This window comes from Butyrivibrio sp. MC2021, assembly GCF_000621605.1.
Lineage (GTDB): Bacteria > Bacillota > Clostridia > Lachnospirales > Lachnospiraceae > Butyrivibrio.
The window spans coordinates 351,153-375,507 of sequence record NZ_JHXX01000001.1 but is presented as its reverse complement, the minus strand read 5'-3'; the positions used below and the strand labels follow the sequence as shown (position 1 = coordinate 375,507).

Here is a 24,355-nt window from a genome sequence, read left to right as displayed (position 1 = left end):
CTGGCTTATTTTTGTAATCTTATTTAATCAGTCGAAAAGTTCTTCCGGTGTCTTGCAGCCTGAATTGTATTTGCCTACAATCTCGTGGATCTTGTCTGTAGGCATGTTAACTGTAGACATTGAAGCATCGTGATTCAGGAAGTCGATGATGGTTGCAAGGAATTTACCCATATCTGCAACGAAGAGGTATTCTCTGGACTTAACATCATCATTCATGTATGTAAGGTTGGTTGTGATAACTGCATCGAAGTAGTTGTTCTTATAGCCCTCATCGAACTTGCTCATACCGTCGGTGAAAAGACCGAAGGTGGTGCAGATGAATACTCTTTTGGCGCCCATGTTCTTAAGCTGCTTGGCTGTATCGATCATGGAAGATCCTGAGGAGATCATGTCGTCGATGATGATAACATCGCGGCCTGAAATGTCTGAACCCAGGAACTCATGAGCTACGATAGGGTTGGTTCCGTTAACAACGTGTGCATAGTCGCGTCTCTTGTAGAACATACCTGTATCAGCGCCGATAACGTTGGCAAAATATACGGCTCTGTCAAGGGCTCCCTCGTCAGGAGAGATTACTGTCAGATGGTCCTTATCTACAATGAGGTCATCAATATGTGATAAAAGAGCCTTCATAAACTGATAAGAAGCCAGGAAGTTGTCGAATCCTCCCAGGGGCTTGGCATTGGAAATACGTGGATCGTGGGCATCAAAGGTGATGAAATTGGAAATGCCCATGTCATGAAGCTCTTTAAACATCTGAGCTGCATCAAGAGACTCCATGCCGTTTCTCTTGTGCTGTCTTCCTTCGTAAAGGAAGGGCATGATAACGTTGATTCTCTTGGCCTTACCTGTGATAGCTCCGATAACACGCTTAAGATCCTGATAATGGTCATCGGGAGACTTGTGATTAACGTAGTTGTACATCTTGTAGGTAATAGAGTAGTTACAAACGTCTGTGAGAATATAAACGTCATTACCACGAACAGATTCCTTGATGGTAGCCTTGGCTTCACCGCTTCCGAAACGGTCAAGATTATAGCTGATCATGTAATTGTCCTTTACGTATCCGTGAAAAGCAGGATCGTTTTCGGGCATTTTATATAATTCATGTCTGAACTGGGAAATATAATTATTGACGCTTTCTCCAAGCTCTTTGGCTGATTCCATTACAATAAGATTGAGCGGCGCTACAGGAATAGTGCCCTCAAGAGAGTGAAAATCCGGCATAATTGTCCCCTTCATTTTGGAAATTTCATAGTTTACCATATACTGTTTTATCATTACAGCTACTGACACGTCAAGAAATTTCATGTATAATGGTAGAAATAGCGGAGTTAATTGGGGTGCTTTTTGCTTGTACATTAGGCACCCTAATTTTAAGCGTTTATTTTTTGAAGTATCAGAGGAATTAGTATTGAAGAAATATAATGGACACAAGATAAGTCAGGTCATGCCAGGAAGCATAGCCGAGGAACTTAATATAGAACCGGGAGATTTTCTCCTTAAGATCAATGATGAGATAATCGAGGATATCTTCGATTTTCAGTACATGGTTCAGGAGGATCACCTGGATATACTTATCAGGAAGGCTGACGGAGAAGAATGGCTTCTTGATATAGACAAGGATTTTGATGAGGAGCTGGGAATTGAGTTCGAGAACGGGCTCATGGATGATTACAGGTCCTGCAGCAATAAATGTATCTTTTGCTTCATCGATCAGATGCCCAAGGGCATGAGAGAAACCCTTTATTTTAAGGATGATGATTCAAGACTTTCGTTTTTACAGGGCAATTATGTTACCCTTACCAATATGTCTGACAAGGACATCGACAGGATCCTGAAATATCACCTGTCCCCCATAAATGTGTCGTTCCAGACAACCAATCCAGAGCTTCGCTGCAAGATGCTTGGCAACAGATTCGCCGGAGAGGCCCTCAAGAAGGTTGACAGGCTTTGTGCTCCCGGAACAGGAATAGAGATCAATGGACAGATCGTACTTTGCAAGGGAGTAAATGACGGAGATGAGCTTGAGAGGTCTATTTCGGACCTGACCAAGTATATCCCGAATCTTCAGAGCGTATCAGTGGTACCTGTGGGACTTTCCAAATACAGAGACGGCCTTTATCCGTTAGAACCCTTTGATTCAGAAGATGCCAAAAAGGTCATTGACGAGATTGAGAGCTGGCAGAAAAAGATCTATGCAGAGCACGGAATTCACTTTATCCATGCCAGTGATGAGTGGTATTTCCTGGCAGGCAGGCCGTTCCCCGAGGAGGAGCGCTACGACGGCTATATTCAGCTTGAAAATGGCGTGGGCATGATGAGGCTCCTTATAAATGAATTTGATGAAGCTGTTGAGGATATAAAGCAACGATATGGAGATAAGCTTAAGGACTTTAAGCAGGAGATCTCCATTGCCACCGGAAGATTGGTTTATCCCTGCATAAAAGAGCTTGCGGATAAAGTTTCTGAAATTTCCCCTGGCATAAAGATACATGTTTATGAGATAATAAACGAGTTTTTTGGCGAGAGGATCACAGTTTCAGGTCTTCTTACAGGACAGGATATAATTAAACAGCTTAAGGGCAGGGAACTGGGACAGGAGCTTTTCCTTCCTGAGAACCTTTTGAGAAGCGGAGAAGACTATCTTCTGGATGATGTGACCATAGGAGATATCAGCAAGGCCCTGGAGGTTCCTGTGGGTATTTCCAAGTGCGACGGACACTATCTGGCAGCTATCCTCTTTGGGGTAGAGCCTGAGTAAATAGTATTTGATTTTTTAGAAGTAAGGAATAGTTTATGAGCAGAAAAAATATTGTAGCAGTAGTGGGCAGACCTAATGTTGGAAAATCCACATTATTCAATGCCCTTGCCGGAAGCAGGATTGCCATTGTGCAGGATACCCCCGGCGTAACAAGAGACAGAATTTATCAGGATGTGGAGTGGCTTAATCACAGCTTTACTCTCATTGATACCGGTGGTATTGAGCCTGATTCCAAGGATATTATCCTTTCACAGATGAGAGAGCAGGCTCAGATCGCCATCGATACCGCGGATGTTATCGTATTCATGGTTGATGTTAAGCAGGGACTTACAGATGCGGATGACAAGGTTGCAGACATGCTCCGCAGATCCGGCAAGCCTGTGGTTCTTTGCGTAAACAAGGTTGATAATTACAACAGAGATTCCCTGGATGTTTATGAGTTCTACAACCTCGGAATCGGCGAACCTTTCCCTATCTCGGCGGTTAACAAGCAGGGTATAGGCGATCTTCTTGAGGAGGTTGTAAGCCACTTTTCCAAGGATTCAACCAATGAGGAAGAGGATGAGAATACCAAGATTGCCATTATCGGTAAGCCCAATGTAGGTAAGTCCTCCATTATCAACAAGCTCATCGGTGAGAACAGACTTATTGTTTCAGATATCGCAGGCACCACCAGAGATGCCATCGATACTGAAGTTAAATACAACGGCAAGAAATACACCTTTATCGACACTGCCGGACTTCGCAGAAAAAATAAGGTCAAGGACGAGCTTGAGCACTACATGATCGTAAGAACCGTAGGTGCCGTTGAGAGAGCGGATATTGCTATCCTTGTTATCAATGCTGAAGAGGGCGTAACAGAGCAGGATGCCAAGATCGCAGGAATTGCCCACGATAGCGGCAAGGCTGTTATCATCGCAGTTAATAAGTGGGATCTTATTGAGAAGGATAATCATTCTGTAAAAGAGTTTACCAAGGATATCCGCAATACACTGTCCTTTATGAATTATGCTGAGATTATCTTTATTTCAGCAGAGACAGGACAGAGACTTGTCAAGCTCTATGACATGATCGATATGGTCAGCGAGAATCATTCACTCCGTGTAGCTACCGGTGTGCTTAACGAGATCATGACTCAGGCTGTGGTAATGCAGCAGCCACCCAGCGATAAGGGTAAGATGCTCAAGCTTTACTATATTACTCAGGCATCTGTTAAGCCGCCTACATTCGTTATTTTTGTCAATGACAAGAAGCTGATGCATTTCAGTTACACAAGATATATCGAAAATCAGATAAGAGAGGCCTTTGGATTTAAGGGAACGCCCCTTAGATTCATCATCAGGGAGAGAAAAGAGGACAAGTAATTATGGTTGGGAATTTGTTGGTGGAGAGAATTATCTGTGCATTGATCGGTTATGTATTCGGGACCTTTCAGACTGCTGTTATCTACGGCAAGATGAAGGGTGTTGATATCAGAAGCGTTGGTTCCGGAAATGCGGGAACAACCAATACTCTGAGGGTTATGGGCCCTAAGGCAGGAGCAATCGTTCTTCTTGGAGATATGCTCAAGTGTATGGCTGCCATTCTTATCACATACCTGCTTTTTGGAAGGAATAATCCGGCTTACATAATCTTGTACATGGCTTATACAGCAGCAGGCGCGGTTCTTGGTCATGATTTTCCCATTCACCTTAAGTTTAAGGGCGGCAAGGGAATCGCATGTACCGCAGGTTATACCATCTATCTTGGTATTCAGTTTAACTGGCTCTTTATCCTGATGGGTGTTATATCATTTTTCCTGCCCTTTAATCTTTTCCATATCGTATCCGTATGCAGCCTTTTCTATTACACTGCGCTGCTGGTTATGACCATTATCTATGGACAGATGGGACTTTTCGGAGCACTTCCTCAGGGAGCGCTTATAGAAGTATATATCCTTGTGGGAATTCTTACAGCTCTGGCTTTTTATCAGCACAGAGGTAACATCAAGAAGCTCCTTGCAGGCCAGGAAAGAAAAACCTATATTTTCAAAAAGAATAAGATTGACTAATAGATTTCAAAGGGGAGAACATAAATTTGGGCAAACAGATTGGAATCGTAGGAGCCGGAAGCTGGGGAATTGCGCTGGCTTATCTTCTTACTAAGAACGGACATGATGTTATTGTGTGGAGCAGAAGTCAGGAATCTGTTGACAAACTGACTGCATACCACGGCAATGAGGATAAGCTTCCCGGTGTAATTTTGCCAGATTGCGTGAGATTCACCTGCAACATTGAAGAGACTGTCAGGGACAAGGATATAATAGTTCTTGTGGTTCCTTCGGCTCATATGAGAGAGACTGTTAAGAAAATAGCACCTTTCATAGATCTTGAAAATGATGAACATAAGCAGATAATCGTCAATTGTACCAAGGGTATTGAAGAAGACACTCTGATGGTGATGTCAGATGTTATTCTGGACGAGATCCCGGGCTGTAATGTATGTGTTCTTTCCGGACCTTCCCACGCTGAAGAAGTTGGAAAGGATATGCCTACAACCATTGTTGTAGGTGCTTTTGACAAAGAAATTGCAAGATATGTTCAGAATACCTTCATGAGCAATACTTTCAGGGTATACATCAGTCCTGACATGCTGGGAATTGAGATCGGAGCCGCTCTTAAGAACGTTATAGCTCTTGCTGCAGGAATGGCTGACGGCTACGGCTGCGGGGATAATACCAAGGCAGCACTTATAACAAGAGGCATCGCAGAGATCGGTCGTCTGGGAATGGCTATGGGAGGCAAATTTGAGACCTTCAGCGGTCTGTCAGGAATCGGAGATCTGATTGTTACATGTGCTTCCATGCATTCCAGAAACAGAAGAGCCGGAATTCTTATCGGACAGGGCAAATCCATGCAGGAAGCCATGGATGAGGTTCACATGGTTGTCGAGGGCGTATACAGCGCCAAGGCAGCACTGGAGCTTGCCAAGAAATATGATGTTGAGATGCCTATTGTAAAAGGCGTTAACGATATCCTTTTTGAAGGAAAGGCTCCTTCAGAAGTATTGGAAGAGCTTATGATGAGAGATAAGAAGGTTGAAAGCAGCCTTCTGGATTGGTAAATAAGACATAACAAAAACAGATAACCCTGAATTATCAAGGTTATCTGTTATTTTTTGCCATTATATGGATTATTCCTCAGTTGTTTCAGGCTTTTTGTGTTTCATTTTGTCATGGATATTAAGAAGAGTGGGCTGAATGATGTGTCTGATAACCGGGAACAGGATCAGCATGATAACTGTATCAGCCGGTAATTTAGCAGCGTTGGCGGCAATTCTTGGAACAACGATCGCCTTAAATGCATTTCCTGTGGTCATCATGATCCAGAGGGTGTTAAGCCCAAGATTGCAGAAAATCTTTACCAAAAGCTCTGCCACAAGGATTCTCCAGATCTTGATAGGCCTTTTATAAAAGAATACGCCGTAGATTATGCCTGCAACCAGGGCTGTGAGGGTGTAACCCGGGAAAAATGCGCCGGTAGGGAATAAGAACCATTTGATGATATCCATGGCAGCACCGAAGATTGCTCCAATCCAGGGACCAAAGAGAAACGCAACTATTTCATTGGGAATATTTGAAAAACCAATTCGAAGATAATCACCGACTTTGATGGTGGCAACGCCGTGAAGGGCTATGGCAAGTGCACCCATAAGACCACAGATACAAAGGACATAGATGTTTTTGAGCTGTCCAACGGATGAAAAGCTCAGTCGTTTTTTGTTGTTTTCGTTATACATAATTTTTCCTCCTCTGCAGTTTTTTCCTTTAACCACATCGGAGGACACAGTATAAGCCTTTTGATGTAGCAGCGGGATGCGACCCAAAAACCGCGGAAACCAGCTTGTTTCCTTCGTCCGGATGACAACTCCCTGTTCACCCGGCACTTGACGCTTAAAGGTCTACTCTGCATTTGTTATTTTTTTTACGTGCTAATCATACTTTATTCGAATAGGATATGCAAGCTATTTAGGCAATATTTGTTGTGATAATAGCAAAATATGATTTGAAATCTTTGTGCAAAACACAGTAGAATGATTATTACTAAAAATGTATGATTATAAAACGGGTAAAAACTATATTGTTTCATACAGATTGGAGGAGTTATGCAGTTTATTAATGTTACAGATCCTGAATTCAAGACCTATGGAAGAGTTGTTGAGGGATATGAGGTAGACCAGATCCTTAAGACTCTTGATGAGTGCTCACCACTTCCTGATGACGTTGTTTACAAGCCTGAAGAGGAAGAGCTTCATAAGCTGGCACAGACTGAGGAACTTGGAACCAGCCTTTTCGGTGGCATGCCTTTCCAGTTTGGATACTGCAATGGCCACAACACCAAGCTCAATTGCCTTGAGTACCACAGAGACAGCGAGTTCAACTTGGGAACAGAGGACTTCGTTCTTCTTCTCGCAAGACTTTCCGATCTTGAGGACGGCAAGCTTGATACATCCAAGGTTAAGGCGTTCTTCGTACCTAAGGGAGTTCTTGTAGAGGTTTACGCTACAACACTTCACTATGCTCCTTGCCATGCTGATAAGGCTAAGGGCTTCAAGGTACTTGTTGCACTTCCTAAGGGGACTAATGTTGGCAATGCTAAGACTGCAGGTAAGAACCTTGATGACAGAACTCTTTTTGCAACTAATAAATGGCTTCTGGCTCACAAGGATGCTTCTGAGATCAAGGACGGAGCATACGAGGGTCTTTTCGGGGTAAATATTGATATAGATGGCGACAATAATTGAAATTGCTAAGATGGCCGGTGTATCAATAGGTACCGTTGACAGAGTCCTTCATAACAGGGGCTATGTCAAGGCAGAGACCAGGACCAAGGTTGAGAAGGCCATGGAACAACTTAATTATGAGCCTAACAGGGTAGCGCAGGGACTGGCAGTTATGAAGAAGAAGCTTAGATTCCTCTACATGACTCCCAAGACCCTGCATAATCCCTTTTTCATTCCTGTGAGGCAAAGCGCTGAGAAGAAGATTCAGGAGCTGAAGGCCTACGGTGTTGAGACGGATGTCTATGACTATCCTGAGAGAAGTATCGATGAGGATAAGCTTATCAAGAAGCTTACCGCAGAGATTGGAAAATATGATGGAGCATGTATTCTTGGTAAGGATTCATCGATTAACAAGCTTATTGCTGATGAGGCCAGGAAAAGACCTTTCCCCATCGTGTTCTACAACAGTAAGATAGAGGGAATTGACTCCATAGCCTATGTGGGATGCGATTATGTGTCCTCCGGAAGGCTTGCAGCAGGGCTTGCAGCCATGACAGGCGGCGCCGATTCCAAGGTGTGCTTCTTCTCTGAATTTGGCAGCATCCGCGAGAGTGCGGACGAGAGAATTCACGGCTTCCTCAAGGAGGCGAATATCAGATATCCTGATATGAAGATCCTGGGAAAATGGGATATTACCTCAGACAAGGCTCAGAACAAGAGAGCAGTGAGGCAGATGCTTAAGAAGGCTCCTGAGACCAATGTTGTCTATGTTATCAATCCTATGGATTACAGCATATGCAGAATCATAGCGGCAGAGGACAAGGAGAATAAGATCAAGATCATCACCAACGACCTGGTTCCCATCCAGTATGACATGTTCAAGGACGGTATCATAAGTGCCACCATATGTCAGGAGCCGGAGAAACAGGGAGAGCTGCCTTTGGAGCTTTTGTTTAATTATCTTGCCTACGGCATTCAACCCAGCAAGGTTAATTACACCGAACTTAGCATACACATTGAACAGAATATTTGATTTTAATTTTGAAAAAAAGGAATTATTATCAGTTTTTGACCTCTAATTTTGGTCATTTTTATGAGGCCATGTCTATTGACAAACACTGGGTTCCTTTTTAATATTTTAAGTGATGTGTTAACGTACACACATCAGGCTTTAAGAGGAAAGACAAGATTGGAGAAAAGGTATGAGATACTTATTAGGAATTGATGTTGGAACATCAGCAACCAAGACTGTTCTTTTTGATGAGAACGGAGTTGCACTTGGATCTAAGTCAAAAGAGTACGATCTTCTTACACCTCACAACGGCTGGGCTGAACAGAGACCAGAGGATTGGAGAGACGCAGTTTTATACACTGTAAAAGAGGTTGTTAAGGAGCAGGGCGTAGCTGCTGATGATATCAAGGGCATTGGTATTTCCGGTCAGATGCATGGTCTTGTTATGCTGGATGAGAATGGTGAGGTTATCAGACCTTCCATTATCTGGTGTGATCAGAGAACAGGCGCTGAAGTAGAGGATATGCTCAAGATCATGCCAAGGGAGAAATGGATTGAGATCACTGCCAATCCACCTCTTACAGGATGGACAGCTGCCAAGATCCTCTGGGTTAGAAAGAACGAGCCCGAGAATTACAAGAGATGTAAGCACATTCTTCTTCCTAAGGACTATATCAGATATATCCTTACAGGTGAGTTCGCTACTGAGGTTTCAGATGCTTCAGGTATGCAGCTCATGGACGTAGCCAAGAGAGACTGGTCTCAGGAGGTTCTTGACAAGCTTGAGATTGACAGAGCACTTCTTGGTAAGATGTACGAGTCCTGTGAGGTTACAGGCAAGGTTAAGGCAGATGTTGCCGCAGACCTTGGTCTTTCAACAGAGACCGTTGTAGTAGGCGGCGCCGGGGATAATGCCGCAGCTGCAGTTGGTACAGGTGTTGTAAGAGAAGGAACAGCATTTACAACCATCGGTACATCAGGTGTTGTATTTGCTCACACAGATAAGGTTAGCATTGATCCTAAGGGTCGTGTTCATACATGCTGCTGCGCAGTTCCGGGCGCATGGCACATCATGGGTGTTACCCAGGCTGCAGGTTTCTCGCTTAAGTGGTTCAGAGATAACTTCTGCCAGAGCTACATTACCAAGGCTCAGGAGCTTGGAGTTGATCCTTATGATCTTATCAACGAGGATATCGCAAGCGTTCCTGTAGGAAGTGACAGACTTGTTTATCTTCCTTACCTTAACGGAGAGAGAACTCCTCACCTTGATGCTGAGGCAAGAGGCGTATTCTTCGGACTTTCAGGCTTCCATTCACAGAAGCACCTTCTGAGAGCCGTTATGGAGGGCGTATCCTACTCACTTTGCGATTGCAACGAGATCCTCAATGAGATGGGCGTTAAGGTTAACGATATGATGGCCTGCGGTGGCGGCGGTAAGAGCAAGATCTGGAGACAGATGCTTTCAGATCTCTATGGCTGCAACGTAGCTACTATCAAGCAGGAAGAGGGCCCGGCTCTCGGTGTTGCTATTCTTGCAGGTGTAGGTAGCGGTGTATTTGAGTCTGTTCAGGCAGCCTGCGACAAGATCATCACCAAGTCAGCTGAGACAGCTCCTGTAGCAGAGAATGCTGAGAAGTATGCTAAGTATCACAAGCTCTATCAGAAGCTTTATGCTGATCTTAAGGATGATTACAAAGAGCTTGCACAGCTTTGATTTTGAATTAACTAAATATGGCAGTAAGGGCGAAAGCCCTCAAATATAACAAGATTTTTTATGGATTTAGAAAGGGGATTTTTTATGATTAACATTCCAGAGGTTAAAATTGGACTTGTTGCAGTAAGCCGTGACTGTTTCCCAGCTTCACTTGCAATAAACAGAAGAAAGGCACTTGTTGAGGCTTACAAGAAGAACTTCAACGATAAGGACGTTTATGAGTGTCCTGTATGTATCATCGAGAGCGAGACTCAGACACTTGAGGCTCTTGAGGATGTTAAGAAGGCAGGATGTAACGCACTTTGCGTATATCTTGGAAACTTCGGACCTGAGATTTCTGAGACACTTCTTGCTCAGAAGTTTGATGGACCTGTTATGTTCTGCGCAGCTGCTGAGGAGTCACAGGGTGACCTTATCGACGGCAGAGGAGATGCTTACTGCGGAATGCTCAACGCAAGCTACAACCTTCACCTTCGTGGAGTAAAGGCTTATATTCCTGAGTATCCTGTTGGAACAGCTGATGAGTGCGCTAAGATGATCAACGAGTTCGTTCCGATCGCAAGAGCACTTGATGGACTTGCTAACCTTAAGGTTATTTCTTTCGGTCCTCGTCCTATGAACTTCCTTGCTTGTAACGCTCCTATTCAGCAGATCTACAACATGGGTGCAGAGATCGAAGAGAACTCAGAGCTTGATCTTTTCGAGTCCTTTAACAAGCACGCAGGTGATCCAAGAATCGCTGATGTTGTTAAGGATATGGAGAATGACCTTGGCGCAGGTAACAAGAAGCCTGAAATCCTTGAGAAGCTTGCTCAGTATGAGCTTACACTTCTTGACTGGATCGAGGGACACAGAGGTGGCAAGAAGTATGTTGCTATCGCCGGTAAGTGCTGGCCTGCATTCCAGACACAGTTTGGATTCGTTCCTTGCTATGTTAACTCAAGACTTACAGGACGCGGAATTCCTGTATCTTGCGAAGTAGATATCTATGGCGCTATTTCAGAGTTCATCGGAACATGCATCTCTGATGACGCTGTTACACTTCTTGATATCAACAACTCTGTACCTGCTGATATGTACAACGAGTCCATCAAGGGCAAGTTCGACTACAAGCACACAGATACATTCATGGGCTTCCACTGCGGAAATACCTGCACAAGCAAGCTTTCAAGCTGCGAGATGAAGTTCCAGAGAATTATGGCTAGAAACCTTCCTGAGGAAGTTACACAGGGAACACTTGAAGGTGATATCGCTCCCGGCGACATCACATTCTACAGACTGCAGAGCACATCTGACAACCACCTTAAGGCATATGTTGCACAGGGCGAAGTACTTAACGTTCCTACAAGATCCTTCGGCGGTATCGGTGTATTCGCTATTCCTGAGATGGGAAGATTCTACAGACACATTCTTATACAGCACAACTTCCCTCACCACGGAGCAGTTGCTTTTGGTCACTACGGAAAGGCTATCTACGAAGTATTCAAGTATGTTGGAGCAGAAGTAATCGGCTACAACCAGCCTGCATCACTTCCTTATCCTACAGAGAATCCTTTCGCTTAATAAGGAAAAGAGATAATTATATAGGCGCATACCTGAGTTTCGGGTATGCGCCCTTTTTCTGTGTTTATACTAAAAGAATATTGACATTAATCTGAGATAATATAAAATAAAGCGTAGGTTTAATAAACAAAGGCTTTGATCGGAACAAGTAGGATTCATAGTCTGACCACAGAGAGTTGCCGGTTGGTGAGAGGCGCTGGTTAAGGATGAGGACGAATACCTCCGTGAGCTGCACAGAAGAATGATTGATCTGTCTAGTAAGCTGTGACGATTTCCGATACGTTACATCGGATGAGTATGATGTGAATGCCTTAGTGCATGAGCGGTGTACTTGATGAGGCGCATGGTGTGAACTATGCGTGAATGAAGGTGGTAACACGGTATTTCCGTCCTTTGTAATCATTAACATGATTGCGAAGGACTATTTTTTTGCAGAAAACCGTCCTTCCAATCGAATTTATTTTGGAGGTGCTATATGCAGATTTTTGAAGAACTTAAGGCAAGAGGCCTCATCGCACAGGTTACAGATGAGGAACAGATCAGAGAACTTGTTAATGCAGGTAAGGCAACATTCTATATCGGCTTTGACTGTACAGCAGATTCTCTTACAGCAGGTCATTTCATGGCTCTCACACTTATGAAGAGACTTCAGATGGCCGGCAACAAGCCCATCGCTCTTATCGGTGGTGGTACAACAATGATCGGTGATCCTTCAGGAAGAACCGATATGAGAAAGATGCTTACAAGAGAAGATATCGATCACAACGCTGAGTGTTTCAAGAAGCAGATGGAGAAGTTCATCGACTTCGGCGAAGGCAAGGCTATGATGGTAAACAATGCTGACTGGCTTATGAACCTCAACTACATCGAGCTTCTTCGTGAGGTTGGTGCTTGCTTTTCAGTTAATAACATGCTTCGTGCTGAATGCTACAAGCAGCGTATGGAGAAGGGACTTTCCTTCCTTGAGTTTAACTACATGATCATGCAGTCCTATGACTTCTATTACATGTTCCAGAAGTACAACTGCAACCTTGAGTTCGGTGGAGATGATCAGTGGAGCAACATGCTTGGTGGTACAGAGCTTATCCGTCGTAAGCTTGGTAAGGATGCTCACGCTATGACCATCACACTTCTTACCGACTCACAGGGCAAGAAGATGGGCAAGACAGCAGGAAACGCTGTATGGCTTGATCCTAACAAGACATCACCCTTCGACTTCTACCAGTACTGGAGAAACGTTGGCGATGCTGACGTTGATAAGTGCATCAAGATGCTCACATTCATTCCTATCGAGGAGATCCTTGAGATGGAGAAGTGGGATGGATCCAGAATCAACGAGAAGAAGGAGATCCTTGCATTCGAGCTTACAGCTCTCGTTCACGGCAAGGAGGAAGCTCAGAAGGCTCAGGATGCTGCAAGAGCACTTTTCGCAGGCGGCGGAGATATGTCCAATGTTCCTTCTGTTTCTCTTAAGGCAGAGGACTTCAGAGACGGCGTTGTTGATATTCTTCAGGTTCTTGTTTCTGCAGGCCTTTGCGCTACAAGAAGTGAAGCAAGACGTGCAGTTGAGCAGGGCGGTGTAACCTTTAATGAGGAGAAGGTTTCTGATGTTAAGTCAACCTACACCAAGGATGTATTCGGCGAAGGCGTTATGGTCCGCAAGGGTAAGAAGTCTTACAAGAAGGTAACTGCTGAGTTCTGATATGAGAAAAAACATTATTACAGTATGCATGCTGGCAGCCACTGTGCTGTCAGCATGTGGTAAAGATAAAATACCGGAGAACAGCACCATTGGACTTTCATCTTTTGACGAGGATCTTTTTCCACAGAATTTTACAGAGGAACCGGCTGAAGCTGATGATGCAGCTATAACAGCTACTTCTGAGGTGGCTAAGGAGATTGAAGAAGAGGAAGAAGAATCTCTGGATATCGAGGTAGGAAAAGGTGAGATAGCTCTTAGCTTTGGTGAAAACGAGTTTACCGCTGCCATTGATGTTGAACTGGGAACAAAAGAGAAGTTCTGCAGTTTTGTGGTAGATCTGGATAATGATGGGAAGAATGAGGCATTTGTTCTGCCGGGCTTTATCGGTAAGATTTCAGGAGATGTAGACAGCGAGGATACCCTGGACTACGTATATGCGGCCGATATATATTTTGTGGATGAGAAGCTTACGCCTCATTTACTTGAAGGGACTGCTCCGGATAATGAAATAGCATCCAAGCAGCAGTATCTGGAGATCGGGGGCTTAAATTACATAACTCTCAACGGCTATTGCGGCGCAGATAAGATTGGATATGTATTTACTCTTAAGAATGACGAGCTCCTTAATGCGGTTCCTGATCTTAATTTCAGAGGAACCAAGACCTTTGATGAGAACAATGAGTTGTTCTGGACTCTTGACGCCCACTGCAGCTATGCAATGACTGACAATACCGAGAGCACCGTTGAAGAGTGTCTCTATGCCAGAAGCAATATCCCATATGCTCTTTATGCTGATAATGGCGTATACAAACTCTACGGAGCAAAAGAGGTTTCTTTTGAGGAAGCCAATAATATCGCATCTTTATATGATGACATGTCTGATTGCGTAGGCGTGCAGATCATTCTCAGGGACAATAATGAGCTGGATGTAAATAAATGCTATCTTTCCGGTGAGGACATTGAGTTTTGCTGCAATGTTTACAAGATTTCCAAGACGGGAGATATGTGGTTCTACCTTGAGACCTATAAGGGCTTCAAGATTGTAGATCGCAGTAATGAATCCAACTGGAGTATTCTTTCTACGAAAATAGGAGATATCATTCCTGAAAACGGATTCTATCTCGGGGATAACATGAAGGATGCTCTTGAGGAAATTGCTCTTATTTATGACAGTTTTGAATCCAAAGAGGCAGTTAAGGCTGATAATTGGGAGAAGGACTTCATTAACTTCTTTTTACAGAACAGCTATTTTGCCACAAGACATCTCAATGACTTTATAAAGACCAGAAATGGCATTTTAAGTAAAAAAGATGTTGAGAGCATCTCCTATGATCTCACAGGAGAAAAGATTGAGTTTAAATCCCTTTCTGATGGCGACGCAATTGATGCTTATAACACTTCCAGTGGTTATTACAATGGAAACATTGAATCCTGGGAGGCGGAAGTAAATGGTGAAACTGTCACTGTAATAGGAAAGTTCAAAAAATCATCTTTAGATGGATCAGATGTTACAGAATATAATTATACAGCTGTACTTCAGAAGAATATCAGTAGTATTTTTGATGGATACAGCATTGTTTCCATGACAAAAGAATAATCTGACTAATTGGAAGAAGCTTCTACTATATGGGTAGAGGCTTTTTTTTATAAAAAAGTATTGACATATCAGTGATTGAAGGATATATTAAACATATGAACAGATATTCATATGTAATTCAAAATAAATGAAAGGATGAAGCATATGGCTATAAATGACGTAGAGTGCTGCGAAGAAGTACACGTTCATAGCGATAAGGTTGAGAGCGTAAATAATCTGATGCCTGACGATGATCTTCTTTATGATCTGGCAGAGCTTTTTAAGGTTTTTGGTGATTCAACCAGGATCAGAATTCTAGTGGCTTTGTTTGAATCAGAGATGTGTGTATGTGACATAGCTGAGACACTGAATATGACACAGTCAGCTATTTCCCATCAGCTCAGGATACTCAAGCAGAGCAAGCTTGTAGGTAACAGAAGAGATGGCAAGTCTATTATATATTTTCTTGCTGATGAGCATGTGAGAACCATTCTTGCTCAGGGAATTAACCATATTACCGAGTAAATTATTTGCCTAAGGCAGAAAGGGATAATGATATGAAAAAGACTTATAAGTGTGAAGTAGATTGTGCTAACTGTGCAGCTAAGATGGAAGAAGCTATCAAGAAGATTGAGGGAGTGGTAAGTGCAAGAGTTAATTTTATGACTCAGAAACTTTCTTTAGAGGCTGCAGATGATGTTTTTGATTCTGTACTGGATCAGGCAGTTAAGGCCTGCAAGAAGGTTGAGCCTGACTGCGAAATTGAAATCTGAATGAGATTATTAGAAAATGCCATTTCACTTCGAAATGGCATTTAAATCATGTGGGATTATAGGTGACAGTATGACAAAAAAGCAGAAAAAAGTTAGAAATCGAATAATTGTAGTTCTTGTAATGTTCTTTGCATTGCTGATATTGGATAAGACAGGAATCATGCAGCCTGTACCCCGGTTTGTACAGTTTGCCATTTATCTGGTGCCCTATGTGATCATAGGCTATGACGTAATCAGAAAAGCGGCTATAAATATCAGCCATGGTCAGGTGTTTGATGAAAACTTCCTGATGATGATAGCTACATTCGGTGCCTTTGGCATCGGAGAATATTCTGAGGCCTTGGCAGTTATGCTTTTTTACCAGGTAGGAGAACTTTTCCAGGCTGTGGCTGTAGGAAAATCAAGACAGTCCATTTCAGATATGATGAGCATAGCACCGGATTTTGCCAATGTGATTGCTGAAGACGGCAGTGTTAATGAGGTAGACCCGGAAGAGGTATCTATTGGTGATATACTTCTTATAAGAGCAGGTGAAAAGATTCCTGTAGACGGCGTTGTAACAGAAGGTGAGTCCTATCTTGATACAGCGGCCCTTACAGGCGAGTCCGTTCCGAGAAGAGCTGTTGAGGGAGATAATGTTATCAGCGGATGTATCAACGGTGAGGGACTTCTTAAGATAAGAGCAGAGAAGGCTTACGAGGACTCCACAGTTGCCCGTATCCTGGAACTGGTGGAGAATGCCAGCAATAAGAAGTCCAGAATGGAGAACTTTATAACCAGGTTTGCAAGATACTACACACCGGTTGTTACCATAGGAGCAGTACTTCTTGCCATACTTCCTCCGCTTTTCGGATACATGGCATTTGCAGACAGTATAAAGAGGGCCTGCATTTTCCTTATAGTTTCATGCCCATGCGCCCTTGTTATCTCTGTTCCTCTGGGATTCTTCGGAGGTATCGGTGCTTCCTCCAAGATAGGTGTCCTGGTTAAGGGAAGTAACTTCCTTGAAGCAGCTTCCAAGATCACAACAGTTGTTTTTGACAAGACAGGAACCCTTACAAAGGGCGAGTTCAGAGTTACTGATGTGGTTCCTTCTAAGAACAGCACAGTTAACAAAGATGAGCTTCTTAAGCTGGCTGCTGCCGGTGAGAGCTTATCAAATCATCCTATAGCCAAATCCATTCTGGCAGCTTATACGGAGGCCAACGGTAATGCTACATTTGAAGAGCTTGATGGCTCTCAGACAAAAGAGATTGCCGGTAGAGGTATCAGTACTGTCTATGGCGGAAAAGAGCTCCTTCTCGGAAATACCAAACTTCTTGAGGATAAGAAGATTACCTACGAAGCATCTGATAAAGCCGGCACAATCGTATATGTGGCCTATGACGGCAAATATGCGGGCTGTGTAGTTATCTCAGATGTCATCAAGGAAGGCGCAGCCGATGCCATCAGTCGTATGAAGAAGGCCGGTGTTAAGAAGGCTGTTATGCTTACCGGCGACAGAAAGGCTGCTGCAGAGTATGTTGCAGGGCAGATCGGCATCGATGAGGTTCATTCAGAGCTGCTTCCTGCCGACAAAGTGGGCGAGGTTGAAAAATTACTTTTAAAATCGGATAATAATAATAAGCTTGCTTTCGTTGGAGACGGAATCAATGATGCTCCTGTTCTTATGAGAGCTGATGTAGGTATCGCCATGGGTTCTCTGGGCAGCGATGCAGCAATTGAAGCCGCTGATATAGTAATTATGGATGATGATGTCAGAAAGATCTCATCAGTTGTTAAAATAGCAAGAAAGACTATCCGAATTGTTAAAGAGAACATTGTATTTGCTCTGGCTGTGAAGCTGGCAATCCTTATTCTTGGTGCGCTGGGACTTACAACCATGTGGCTTGCAGTGTTTGGTGATGTCGGAGTGGCTGTTATTGCAATCCTTAATTCCATGAGAGCGCTTAAGTATAAGGACTAATTTATCGGAGGGATATGCAATGGCCAGAGCAGGACTTGACGTTGGAGAGCTTCTTTTAAAGTTAGTTGCCAGAGAGACCGGGGAAATCAGCAAGGTTGATTATAAACCTCAGAAACCCGCCTTTATGGAATTTACCCCCATTGGGGAGACTTATCTTGAGAGAAGAACACCTGAATCACAGGGCGTCAGTTCTGCTTTTTTTACTGAATTGATAAGATTTCTGTCAGAGAATAAAGATTGCAATGTGCATAAGCTCATGTTCTTAAGACATGGCTATGTGATAGCGGAATGTGCTTTCGAACCCTACAGCATGGATATGTGGCATGTGTCTTATTCCATGTGTAAAAGTATAATTGGAATGGCCATAGGCATACTTGTGGGAGAAGAAAAGCTTTCTACCAATGATAAACTCAGTGACATTTTCAGTGCCAGAGTAAGCCCCTTTGGGTTTTTCAGGAAAAATGTCACTGTCCACAATCTTCTTAATATGTCCAGCGGCGTGGATTTCAGTGAGGCCGGTGCAATCAGCGGCAATGACTGGAGGAAAGCCTATCTGGAAAGTTCTTTTAAGTTTGATCCCGGAACACAATTTGAATATAACAGCATGAATACCTACATGCTTTCAGCCATTATTACAGAGATCACAGGACAGTCAGCCTTTGATTTTTGTAAGGAGAGAATATTTAATCCCATGGGTATCAAGAGGGTATATTGGGAGAGCTGTCCCCAGAGTATCACTAAAGGTGGATGGGGCTTGTTTATCAGGGCTGAGGACATGGCAAAGCTCGGTCAGCTATACCTTAACAAGGGTATGTGGGACGGTAATCAGATCGTTCCTGCAGAGTGGGTTGAGGAATCCATAAAATGGCAGATCGAGACAGGAAAAGAAGATAATGGGCATTACGGATATCAGCTGTGGATAAATGATGACAGACCGGGTTCTTTTGCCTATAACGGAATGCTTGGACAGAATGTTTTTGTATATCCCGACATTGATATGGTTGTAGTTACCAATGCCGGAAACAGTGATATTTTCCAGACAAGTCCCATGGCCACGTATATAAGAGAAGCCTTTAAGAACAGGATAAAGGTCAGCGACGAGCCGCTTCCCGAGGACTTTGCTGCATTATCTGACCTGAAGGCTCTTGCAAAATCCGTAAGTGGGTGTAATGCTGAGTATCCGATCATATGCTCAGGAGGCTGGAAACAGAGAACTGTGACCATGACCACCGGAAGACCCAGGAAAAAAGTTGCTTCCTTCGAAAACAGAAGGGGCAGTTTCAAGGCCCAGGTCAATTCCTTCAATGTGAGAAATGAAAATAAACTTATGGGCACCTGGTTTAAAAAGCTTGACGGAAAGACCTATGATCTGGATGTCACCGGAGTTGGTATTTTCCCTCTTATGATGCAGGTGGTCCATAACAACTTTACCGATGGAATTCATAAGATAGGCTTTAGGATAGGGGAGAATAACTCTTTTTACATAGATCTGTATGAAGGAAGCGCCATCTACAAGCTAAGATGCGGATTTGGCGGCAAGAGATATATCAGCGACATCAATATGCACGGCGAGATCTATAAGGTTTCACTTACTTCTTTCTGCAAGACTGATGAATATAACAGGCTTGTGATAAGAAATGAAATCAGTTTTCTAGAGGAAGCCTGCACCAGAACCCTTAATATTTGTTTTGATGATGATGCCACAGACAGAGAGGACAGAAAAGGGACTTTCATTCACCCTTCCGTTCCTGCCGGCATTCAGATAAGACTTCTTGAAACTCCCGGCACCGTAATGCTTATGGATGCAATAATGAGCATGAGTACAGAGGGGCTTGGCGGTATGCAGGGTATGCTTATCAACAGATTTTATAAAGGAGGTGTCAAAGAAGCCTTTGTTCATGCGGTAAAGAATACCTTCCAGCCGGTAATACACGGAAGGCTGTCAGTGCCGGAGTACATTGAACCTGTTATTGATGAACTGGAAGAATCTGCAGAAGAAGGTAAGGAAATTACGCATTCTTCAGAAGTAGTTATAACAGATGCGGAAGATATTGAAGAAGATACATAAAAAGTAAGAAAATGCCGAAAATTCAAGGGTTCTATGATATACTATGTATGTTGTTTCAGAAAAATTGACTTAGACTAATTAAGAGAGGTATAGATTATGAGTACATCAGCTTATGAAAAGGTTGCAAAATGTGTAGAGGCCATCAGAGCCAAGACTTCTTTTGTGCCCGACGTGGCCCTGGTTCTTGGATCAGGCCTTGGTAACTACGCAGAGAACATCAAGATAGAGGCAGAGGTTTCTTACAGTGACATTCCCGGATTTCCGGTATCAACTGTTCCCGGACATGCAGGAAAATTCATCTTCGGATATGTTGGAGATGTTAAGGTTGTCTGCATGAAGGGCAGGATCCACTTCTATGAAGGCTATGACATTAAGGATGTTGTACTTCCTCACAGAGTTATGAAGATGCTGGGAGCAAAGATCCTTTTCCTTACCAATGCTTCAGGCGGTCTCGGAGAGGGCTTTGGAGCCGGTGATCTTATGCTTATCACTGATCATGTTTCAATGTTTGCTCCCAATCCACTTATTGGCGAGAATATTGATGAGTTCGGACCTCGTTTCCCTGATATGTCCAATGTTTATAAAAAGGATCTTCAGGATGTTATCAGAGAGGTTGCCAAGGAGAATGGAATTGACCTTAAGGAAGGCGTTTATGCTCAGCTTACAGGACCTTCTTTCGAGTCTCCCGCAGAGATCAGACTTCTTGGAAAACTCGGTGTTTCTGCAGTTGGCATGAGTACAGTTAATGAGGCTATTGCTGCTAATCACATGGGTATGAGGATCTGCGGAGTTTCCTGTATTTCCAATCTTGCAGCCGGCCTTTCAGACAGCCCTCTTTCCCATGAAGAGGTTCAGGAGGCAGCAGACAAGGCAGCTCCTTTATTTACCAAGCTTGTAACAGAATCAATCAAGAGATTTACCATCTGATATTAAAAACTTTTGTTGGGGTGTAAGTTAATAATGAGAACACGTTTTTATAACGCAAGAATCCTTACCATGGAGGATGGAAGGGATATCTTCGAGGGAGAGCTCTGGGTAGTCGGGGACAGGATTATTTTTGTCGGAACAGAAGAAGAGGGAAGGCATTACTGTGACTCCCACAAGGACACAATCCTTGTATGGGATGAAGAGATTGATTGCAAGAAGAATCTTCTGATGCCGGGTTTTAAAAATGCACATACTCATTCAGCCATGGCTCTTATGAGATCCAAGGCTGATGACCTTCCGTTGTCTGACTGGCTGGGAACACAGATTTTCCCTATAGAAGCCAAGATGACAGTAGAAGATATCTATCATCTTTCTAAGATTTCAATCATGGAATATCTTACAAGCGGCATGACTGCAGCCTTTGAGATGTATCTGACACCTTTTTCAGTGGCAGATGCTTTCAGAGACTGCGGCTTCAGGTGCGTTCAGACCAGTTGTGTCAACAATTTCAGCCAGTCCGTGGAACTGCTTGAGAAATATTATACAGACCTTAATGGCAGGGATGAGTACAACTCCTTTATCCTCGGTATTCATGCGGAGTATACCTGCTCCAAGGAACTCCTGGAGAAGACAGCAGAGCTTACTCACAAATATAAAGCGCCTTTCTGGGCTCATATATCTGAGACTGAGAGCGAGGTTAAGGAATGCCGTGACCGCTATGGAATGTCTCCTGTGGAATTCTTTGACAGCCTGGGACTTTTCGATTACGGCGGAGGTGGATATCACCTTGTGTGGACCGATGATAAGGACATGGAGATCATGAAAAAGAGAGGTCTCTATGCCGTTACAAATCCGGCTTCCAACATGAAGCTGGCCAGTGGAGTGGCTCCTATATCAGATTATGTGGCAAAGGGCATACCTGTGGCTATAGGTACTGACGGACCTGCCAGCAACAATTGTCTTGATATGTTCAGGGAGATGTTCCTGGTTACCGCACTTTCCAAGATAAGGAATATGGATGCTGCCAGCATGGATGCGTCAGAGGTTCTTAAGATGGCTACCGTTAACGGGGCTCATGCAATGGGACTGAAGGATGCTGATGTTCTTGCAGAGGGCAAGCTGGCGGACATCATCATGCTTGATATGACCCAGCCTAATATGCAGCCTGAGAATAATATTGTTAAGAATATTGTTTACAGCGGATCTAAGAGCAATGTTCTTATGACCATGATCGGTGGTATAATCCGCTATAACAGAGGCAAGTTCAATATCGGAGCAGAGCCTGATGAGATCTATGCCAAGGCCTATGAGATTTCAAAAAGATTATATGCATAAAGGATTTTTTTATGGAAGCGATTATTTTTTTATCTGCCCTTACAGGTGTGTGTCTTTTAGCATACCTTCTGGGCCTCAGGGATGAGAAATTACTTGAAAAAAGGCTTATTGCCAAGCTTACAAAAGATTTTGGTCAGGCTCCAAAAAGAGAGTATAAGGCTGATGATCTTGATCATTTGCAGGGGTATTATCTGAAACACAAGGATGGATTTCAGATAGATGATGCCACCTGGAATGACCTGAATATGGACGGCGTTTTTGCAAGAATGAACTATTGCTTCAGTGCCACCGGTGAGGAATATCTGTACTATATTCTCAGAACTCCTTCCCAGACTGATGATTACTCCGATATGGAAAAGAAGATAAAGTTCTTTGCGGAAAATCATGAGAAGCGCCGCAAAATGCAGGTCCTTTTTGCCAAGATTGGCAGAAGAATCAGGTATTCAATCTACGACTATATCGAGTATCTTGATAATGTTGAGAATTTCAGTAATAAAAAGCATTTCCTAATGATCGGCCTTATGATTTTAGCTATAGCTGGCTGCTTTTTCAATTTTACTGTCGGATTTGCTGTCTTTGTACTGCTTGTTATGATCAACATCATCCTGTACTTCAGGTATAAAGGAAAGATTGAGCAGTATCTCGCAAGCTATGGCTATATTATGAGAGTTATTCAGTCTGTTGATGCTTTTTCCAAAATTGATGATCCTGAGATCAGCGATGATATCAAGGCTCTCAATGATGCGGCTGCAGATTTTAAGTCTTTTATCAGAGGCTCATATATTCTGATGTCACCTACCAGAATGAACTCCGGTAATCCTATCGAAGCTCTGGTGGATTTCCTCAGGATGTCTACCCACATTGACATCATCAAGTTTAATCAGATGTATGTACAGATCATGGCCCACAAGGACTCTTTGGATGCCATTCTTACGATTACAGGTCGTTTAGAAACCTATATCTCAATCGCCTGCTATAGAGAATCTGTTAAGGATAACTATTGTCTGCCGATTTTTGAAGGCAATAACTATGTGGCTAAAGATCTTTATCATCCTCTTATCGAGAACGCTGTTGCCAATGATCTGAACGCAGACAGAGGAGTTCTTATCACAGGTTCAAACGCTTCAGGTAAGAGTACATTCCTTAAGACCTGTGCTCTTAATGCACTCCTTGCCCAGTCCATACACACTGTTCTGGCAAAAGAGTATAAGGCACCACTTTACAGGATATATTCCTCCATGGCTCTCAAGGATGATATCTTTGAAGGAGACAGCTACTACATAGTTGAGATAAAATCCATCAAGAGAATTCTGGATGCATCCAAGGAAGAGGGAAATCCGGTACTTTGCTTTGTGGATGAGGTCCTTAGAGGAACCAACACAGTTGAGAGAATCGCTGCATCTACTGAGATTCTTAAGAACTTCGCAGGTAAAAATATCATGTGCCTTGCGGCAACCCATGATATCGAGCTCACAAGCCTTTTGAAGGATTACTTCGGAATATATCATTTCGAAGGAGAGATCACAGATAACGACGTTCACTTTGACTATAAGATAAAGAGTGGCCCTGCCACCACAAGAAATGCCATCAAGCTCCTTAATGTACTGGGCTATGATGAGAATATCGTAGATAATGCCCAGAGTCTTGCTGAGAAGTTCCTTAGCACAGGACACTGGGATTAAAGGAAAGTAATTATGAAAGTAGAAATTTATTCCGACGGCTCTGCCAGAGGTAACCCGGACGGACCCGGAGGATATGGCGTTGTGATGCGCTATGTGGATCCTAAGGGCGAAGTTCATGAAAAAGAGATAAGTGCAGGCTATGACAAGACCACCAATAACCGTATGGAGCTCATGGGAGCAATAAAGGGTCTGGAGGCTTTGAACAGACCCTGCGAAGTTGAGATGTACTCAGATTCCAAGTATGTCATCAGTGCTTTCAATGAGGGCTGGATTCCCAAGTGGATCATGAATGGCTGGAAAACAGCAGGAAAGAAGCCTGTTAAGAATGTTGAACTCTGGAAGAGACTTCTTGCAGCCGCAGAACCCCATAAGATCAAGTGGAACTGGGTAAAGGGGCACGCAGGACACCCTGAAAATGAGAGGTGCGACGAACTGGCCACCACCGCTGCAGATGCTGATCCTGCCACATTGTTACATGATGACGGCGGAGATCTTAAGTAAATTTAGAAAGA

General features: G+C 43.4%; 20 protein-coding genes, 1 riboswitch and 1 other annotated feature. Of the genes, 18 read left to right on the top strand and 2 right to left on the bottom strand.

Translation table 11 applies throughout. The features are described 5' to 3' along the window. Positions 1-27 precede the first annotated feature (27 nt). Positions 28-1,227 (bottom strand): ribose-phosphate pyrophosphokinase, encoded by a 1,200-nt coding sequence (locus tag T359_RS18950; protein ID WP_035783446.1) that lies wholly within the window; start codon positions 1,225-1,227, stop codon positions 28-30. 223 nt (positions 1,228-1,450) lie between these two features. Here T359_RS18950 and T359_RS0101480 point away from each other — a divergent pair, with 223 nt between their 5' ends. The 4 genes from T359_RS0101480 to T359_RS0101465 are packed head-to-tail and all read left to right on the top strand — an operon-like array spanning position 1,451 to position 5,866. Then, positions 1,451-2,764: a DUF512 domain-containing protein gene (locus tag T359_RS0101480; protein WP_051545003.1), complete on the top strand. Its 1,314-nt coding sequence runs from the start codon at positions 1,451-1,453 to the stop codon at positions 2,762-2,764. A 35-nt stretch (positions 2,765-2,799) separates the two neighbouring features. Further along, positions 2,800-4,128, top strand: coding sequence for a ribosome biogenesis GTPase Der (gene der, locus T359_RS0101475; protein ID WP_026515934.1), 1,329 nt, complete (start codon positions 2,800-2,802; stop codon positions 4,126-4,128). Positions 4,129-4,130: 2 nt separating this feature from the next. Continuing rightward, positions 4,131-4,814 carry a glycerol-3-phosphate acyltransferase gene (locus T359_RS0101470; protein WP_026515933.1) on the top strand — a complete coding sequence of 228 codons (684 nt, stop codon included), beginning with the start codon at positions 4,131-4,133 and terminating at the stop codon, positions 4,812-4,814. 26 nt (positions 4,815-4,840) lie between these two features. Beyond that, positions 4,841-5,866 carry an NAD(P)H-dependent glycerol-3-phosphate dehydrogenase gene (locus tag T359_RS0101465; protein ID WP_026515932.1) on the top strand — a complete coding sequence of 342 codons (1,026 nt, stop codon included), beginning with the start codon at positions 4,841-4,843 and terminating at the stop codon, positions 5,864-5,866. A gap of 69 nt (positions 5,867-5,935) precedes the next feature. Here the strand turns inward: T359_RS0101465 and T359_RS18945 are convergent, their stop codons facing one another. Then, entirely contained in the window at positions 5,936-6,541 is a 606-nt protein-coding gene (locus T359_RS18945; RefSeq protein ID WP_035783445.1) for a folate family ECF transporter S component, read from the bottom strand. Positions 6,542-6,608: 67 nt separating this feature from the next. Continuing rightward, positions 6,609-6,713: riboswitch (THF riboswitch) on the bottom strand. A 194-nt stretch (positions 6,714-6,907) separates the two neighbouring features. Between T359_RS18945 and T359_RS0101455 the strand changes: the two genes are divergently transcribed. The 14 genes from T359_RS0101455 to rnhA all read left to right on the top strand — a co-directional run bounded on the left by T359_RS0101455 (position 6,908) and on the right by rnhA (position 24,344). Next, positions 6,908-7,546: a DUF4867 family protein gene (locus T359_RS0101455; RefSeq protein ID WP_026515931.1), complete on the top strand. Its 639-nt coding sequence runs from the start codon at positions 6,908-6,910 to the stop codon at positions 7,544-7,546. Then, positions 7,530-8,558, top strand: a complete 1,029-nt coding sequence (locus tag T359_RS0101450; RefSeq protein WP_026515930.1) for a LacI family DNA-binding transcriptional regulator — start codon at positions 7,530-7,532, stop codon at positions 8,556-8,558. Before T359_RS0101455 ends, T359_RS0101450 begins: the two co-directional genes overlap by 17 nt. A 169-nt stretch (positions 8,559-8,727) precedes the next feature. Continuing rightward, positions 8,728-10,251: a xylulokinase gene (gene xylB, locus T359_RS0101445; RefSeq protein ID WP_026515929.1), complete on the top strand. Its 1,524-nt coding sequence runs from the start codon at positions 8,728-8,730 to the stop codon at positions 10,249-10,251. 84 nt (positions 10,252-10,335) lie between these two features. Further along, on the top strand, positions 10,336-11,814 hold the full coding sequence (locus T359_RS0101440; RefSeq protein ID WP_026515928.1) for an L-fucose/L-arabinose isomerase family protein: 1,479 nt from the start codon (positions 10,336-10,338) through the stop codon (positions 11,812-11,814). Positions 11,815-11,940: 126 nt separating this feature from the next. Further along, positions 11,941-12,211, top strand: a binding site (T-box leader). 78 nt (positions 12,212-12,289) lie between these two features. Continuing rightward, positions 12,290-13,516 (top strand): tyrosine--tRNA ligase, encoded by a 1,227-nt coding sequence (gene tyrS, locus T359_RS0101435; RefSeq protein ID WP_026515927.1) that lies wholly within the window; start codon positions 12,290-12,292, stop codon positions 13,514-13,516. 1 nt (position 13,517) lies between these two features. Continuing rightward, positions 13,518-15,113 carry a hypothetical protein gene (locus tag T359_RS0101430; protein WP_026515926.1) on the top strand — a complete coding sequence of 532 codons (1,596 nt, stop codon included), beginning with the start codon at positions 13,518-13,520 and terminating at the stop codon, positions 15,111-15,113. A 144-nt stretch (positions 15,114-15,257) separates the two neighbouring features. After that, the gene (locus tag T359_RS0101425) at positions 15,258-15,617 is read left to right on the top strand and encodes an ArsR/SmtB family transcription factor (RefSeq protein ID WP_026515925.1); all 360 of its coding nucleotides are present in this window, start codon (positions 15,258-15,260) and stop codon (positions 15,615-15,617) included. Positions 15,618-15,649: 32 nt separating this feature from the next. After that, entirely contained in the window at positions 15,650-15,865 is a 216-nt protein-coding gene (locus T359_RS0101420) for a cation transporter (RefSeq protein ID WP_026515924.1), read from the top strand. Between the two features lie 70 nt (positions 15,866-15,935). After that, complete coding sequence (locus T359_RS0101415) at positions 15,936-17,831, top strand: heavy metal translocating P-type ATPase (protein WP_026515923.1); 1,896 nt, start codon at positions 15,936-15,938, stop codon at positions 17,829-17,831. Positions 17,832-17,850: 19 nt separating this feature from the next. Next, a complete protein-coding gene (locus tag T359_RS18940; RefSeq protein ID WP_051544851.1) occupies positions 17,851-19,899 on the top strand; it encodes a serine hydrolase domain-containing protein in 2,049 nt (682 codons plus the stop codon). 96 nt (positions 19,900-19,995) lie between these two features. Further along, a complete protein-coding gene (locus T359_RS0101405) occupies positions 19,996-20,826 on the top strand; it encodes a purine-nucleoside phosphorylase (protein ID WP_026515922.1) in 831 nt (276 codons plus the stop codon). A gap of 33 nt (positions 20,827-20,859) precedes the next feature. Then, the gene (locus T359_RS0101400; protein WP_026515921.1) at positions 20,860-22,161 is read left to right on the top strand and encodes an amidohydrolase family protein; all 1,302 of its coding nucleotides are present in this window, start codon (positions 20,860-20,862) and stop codon (positions 22,159-22,161) included. A gap of 11 nt (positions 22,162-22,172) precedes the next feature. Beyond that, a complete protein-coding gene (locus T359_RS0101395) occupies positions 22,173-23,843 on the top strand; it encodes a MutS-related protein (RefSeq protein ID WP_026515920.1) in 1,671 nt (556 codons plus the stop codon). 12 nt (positions 23,844-23,855) lie between these two features. After that, complete coding sequence (rnhA, locus tag T359_RS0101390; protein WP_026515919.1) at positions 23,856-24,344, top strand: ribonuclease HI; 489 nt, start codon at positions 23,856-23,858, stop codon at positions 24,342-24,344. The last annotated feature ends 11 nt before the right edge of the window (positions 24,345-24,355 follow it).